The organism is Kaarinaea lacus, assembly GCF_975902315.1.
On record NZ_CDLKIE010000036.1, the window covers coordinates 1 to 4,244 of the forward strand.

At 44.2% G+C, this 4,244-nt stretch carries 6 protein-coding genes; all 6 read right to left on the minus strand.

Annotated features, from left to right (window positions below):
* Positions 1 to 34: 34 nt before the first annotated feature.
* Positions 35 to 451: a VOC family protein gene (locus ACWVCM_RS00605; RefSeq protein WP_455199753.1), complete on the minus strand. Its 417-nt coding sequence runs from the start codon at positions 449 to 451 to the stop codon at positions 35 to 37.
* An 84-nt stretch (positions 452 to 535) separates the two neighbouring features.
* Positions 536 to 898, minus strand: coding sequence for a hypothetical protein (locus ACWVCM_RS00610; protein ID WP_455199754.1), 363 nt, complete (start codon positions 896 to 898; stop codon positions 536 to 538).
* A gap of 74 nt (positions 899 to 972) precedes the next feature.
* Positions 973 to 1,251 (minus strand): MoaD/ThiS family protein, encoded by a 279-nt coding sequence (locus ACWVCM_RS00615; RefSeq protein WP_455199755.1) that lies wholly within the window; start codon positions 1,249 to 1,251, stop codon positions 973 to 975.
* A 5-nt stretch (positions 1,252 to 1,256) separates the two neighbouring features.
* Positions 1,257 to 2,441 (minus strand): WD40/YVTN/BNR-like repeat-containing protein, encoded by a 1,185-nt coding sequence (locus ACWVCM_RS00620; RefSeq protein WP_455199756.1) that lies wholly within the window; start codon positions 2,439 to 2,441, stop codon positions 1,257 to 1,259.
* 105 nt (positions 2,442 to 2,546) lie between these two features.
* Positions 2,547 to 2,984, minus strand: coding sequence for a hypothetical protein (locus ACWVCM_RS00625; RefSeq protein WP_455199757.1), 438 nt, complete (start codon positions 2,982 to 2,984; stop codon positions 2,547 to 2,549).
* Positions 2,985 to 3,154: 170 nt separating this feature from the next.
* Positions 3,155 to 4,244, minus strand: a 1,090-nt coding sequence (gene ligA / locus ACWVCM_RS00630; protein WP_455199758.1) for an NAD-dependent DNA ligase LigA, incomplete at its 5' end; no start/stop codon positions are given.

Genomic DNA, 4,244 nt, shown 5'->3' on the forward strand with positions numbered 1-4,244 from the left:
AAGAAAGATAACAAATAGGTAGAGACTTTAGAATTTAGAATAGCACATAACGGATCAAGAAATTCTTTTGGTTCATCCTCTCTAATAAATGCACTTTGCCCTTTTGCATCAAAAACAAATCCTTGACCACAAATTCTCTGAATCCCCACGGCATCGTATCTATTCTTCTATGAAAATCGACCTGCCGTGTATCATACTCTTCATACATCATTTCTATATCCTCAACACGGATATAAGCATCTAAATATTCTTCTGAATATTTTTCTTCTAATTTATCTATGCAAGGATCTACATGTCTGAAAAAGATAGACTGTCCATCTCTTATTGCTCCAGCATAGTAGGCTGGCTCACCATAGGTAAACTGTGTTACGAATCCGAGCGAAGAATCATAGTACCGTAGCGTATTTTCAAGATTGCTTGTAAAAAATTGCGGGACTATTTTTGCTATCATTCCATCTTTTCTCTTCTGTCGAAAGTTGCAAATAAAAAGCACTATTTAATGAGCGTCCTTTTTGATTCGTCTTACTATGTGGGATTAAAATTTCCACGCAATTTCATTTCTCAGTTTTTCGACTACCATTTTTTCCGGGCCAGCCACAGCCAGATAAACAAATGAACCACCGTTTACTTCAACGCATTTTACAGCCGCTCGATTATCATTGAAGTTTCCATACGAATAGTTGCCATTTTGAACCACACGGGTAAATCCCAGTGATTTTAATGCGCTATACCCCTTTAGCGCACAGACCGCCACAGGAATATTTAAACTTTTATGGTCCGACCAAAGTTGTGGTGGCTTGCTCTTTTCAATAGTAACTTCACCCGCTTTATTTTCGCCCACGCTACTACAGCCTGAAATAATAATCATTGTTAACAGAGAAATTAAAATATTCTTCATTGTGAACCTTTTTCATCCAACACATGCAGCGCTAAAATAACTGGCTTAATACTACAGCCTGACGACACAAGCACCTAGCCCCCGCTCAGGGCCTGGAATATGTAAACAGTCCCATCATCCTGAACTCGATCTGATAGCGTTTTTCTATCAACCACCATGCTTTCATCAATACTGAGATTTACATGCCGACGCAATGCACCCTGTTCATCGAGTATATAATCGGTGAAGCCTGGCGCAATTTCGTTAACTGCGTTTAAAATTTCAGCCACTGAGCCGGCTGGCACCGTAATCGTTCGATTCTTTAGCTGCGGAAAGAATCGATAAAGATGTTGCGTCATTTCGACAGTAGGCATGTCGTTCAACCAAATCGTACCGAATAAACCGGTGGAAAATTATTAGCGAGGCATCGCCATGTTTCACCACGATCTTCTGACAGGTAAACGTTTCCAGTGGTACTGCCAAAACATAAACAATCACCTGCTACATCCAGGCTATGCCTCAGCACGATGTCGTAAGCGTTGTCCTGTGGCAAACCGTCTCGAAAAGATTGCCATGACTGTCCGCCATCGGTCGTGCGGGCAACAAACAGGCCGCCATCAATCGCCATACGTTCCATGTCACTGTGTGCAGGTACGATCCACGCGGTACGTCCGTTCTTTGCATCAGCCGCAACTGGAAATCCAAAGTGTACACCAAGATCCGGCATGCTGACCTTTTTCCAGTTTTGCGCACCGTCATCACTGTAAAATACACCGCAGTGGTTTTGCTGCCAGAGATGATCCGGCTGCTCGGAACAGCTTGTCACAAAATGCGGATCATGTCCCCATTCGGACTCCGGATTTGGAGAATAATCATTGGTCATTCCCCGATTACGGCTCGCCCATGTTTGACCACCATCGGTAGTTTCAATCACACCGGCCGTCGACACTGCAACAGTAATATGCCTGTCATCGTGAGGATCAACATTTATAGAATGAATACCAGGTTCGAACACACCGTAGTCAATACTCGCGGGCGTGCCGTGCCAAAGATTCTCACTCGTCGCATCGCCAGCAAATAAATCACCACCGCGACTCTCATGGTTCCACAATGGACGGTTGAGTTCCCAGTTGTCACCGCCATCATCACTGACAAACAACCCACCGGGAATCGTGCCGGCATATAACCTGCCAGGCTGACTGGCATTACCAAATGCAATATTCCAGATCTTATACACGGTTGCGTCGTTATATTCAGGCTGAGCGGCCGGTGAGTTCGGATCGAAATCGGGCGTTGGCAGGTACTTGACAATGTAGCGTGCTCCCTCAGGATACTTTACCGATGTGACATCCTCCCAGGTCTCACCCGCATCATGCGAACGTGACAACTTCGGCCCCCAGTGGCCATGGTCAAGCGAAGCCCACAATGTACCATCGCGCGGATCTCGTGCTGCGTAACAAACGGGAATGCCTGCATGAGTAATTGGACGGATAAGCCAGTTACCATTTATACGCTCAATTATTACAGTACCCTTGCGAGTACCGAGCAATATCATGTTGGACATTAATTTATCCTCATAGAATTACGTCGATTCATGAATTAACCGTGATATGTCACCTGTCGCATTGCACATAACGATTTGCGTAATAGGCGTAACGAAAGGAACGTCCTAATTGACGCCCTTGTTTGCTGTCGATATCGCCCCTTCACTAAATTTCCCAATCAAAAAAAGCCAGTGAATACTTACTGAAACAGGTAATATAAATATTAAGCCAAAATAACTCGATAACTTTACGAGATGAAAAAAAACAAGGAAAAAGGCCGTAAAAATACCAACAATATGGCCAAATATCGTTAGCCTTCTATTTTTTAATACGCCTCTTCTATCACCCACATACGAATAACTGTTCCATAAAGCATACAAACCGATCGCTCCGGGAGGAATGCAATACATTAAAATCGATGGGTATGTCGCCTCATCATAATTGCCGCTGGCAAGATCACTAAAACCTATAAATAAATTTGGTACAGCGCCCATAAAAAACAACAAAAATATTGGCGCTACTCCAACGATAAATTCTATATGTATTATTTTGCTCTTATTCATCTTTTACAGCTAAAAATTACTATATCGACACATTCTGGTTATAGGTAGACAATATTCCATATATAACCAAAATTTTTGACCGATTTTTCCATATATGAACAGGCCTGATAACTGACTATTGTAAATATAGATAATTTAACCTTCACGATATGACATAATTTTACATAAAATTATTGCATCAACTTCAACACCTGCTCTTCGTTCAGTATTTCCACACCCAGCTTTTGTGCTTTGTCGTATTTGGAGCCAGGGTCTGCACCAACGACAACGTAATCGGTTTTCTTCGAAACACTACCGGTGACTTTAGCGCCGAGAGACTGGAGTTTTTCTTTCAGTTCGTTGCGTTTCATTGAAGCCAGGGTACCGGTAATGACAAATGTTTTACCTGCCAGTTCAGAATCACTCGCTGGCGCCTGCTCCACTGCCGGCCAATGCACACCTGCTTTAACGAGCTTCTTGATTACCTGTTTGTTGTGTTTTTGTTTAAAGAAGCTGACGATGTGTGCTGCCACAATTGGGCCGATATCCTGTACTTCCTGTAATGCCTCTTCATTGGCAGCCATAATGGCCTCCAGGTCTGCGTAATGTTGCGCCAGGTTTTGTGCAGTTGCTTCGCCAACATCTCGAATACCCAGGGCATAAATAAAACGCGCTAATGTCGTCTCTTTGCTTTTTTCCAGTGCATCGAGAACATTATCAGCTGATTTGTCGGCCATACGTTCCAGATCAGATAATTGTTTTTTAGTTAATGAATACTGGTCGGCGGCGTCTTCGATGAGCCCTTTGTCGACTAACTGATCCACCAGTTTGTCACCAACACCATCGATATCCATGGCACGTCGTGAATTAAAATGCTTGATAGTGTTTTTTCGTTGCGCCGGACAAACTAATCCACCGGTGCAACGGGTCGCAGCCTCGCCTTCGACTCGCTCTACATCGGAATGACATTCGGGGCACTTGTTGGGCATTTTAAAAAGTGAAGTGCGCCTGGGTCGACGTTCCTTGACCACGCTGGCCACCTTGGGAATTACGTCACCGGCCCGATAAATAATAACGGTATCCCCTACCCGCGCATCCAGTCGTTCAATTTCATCCTGGTTATGCAAGGTAGCATTGGTAACGGTCACTCCACCCACTTCCACGGGTTCGAGGCGTGCCACCGGGGTAAGAATTCCAGTACGTCCGACTTGCACATCGATGGCGTTTATCTTTGTTAATGCTTCCTGGGCAGGAAACTTGTGAGCAATTGCCCAACGTGGT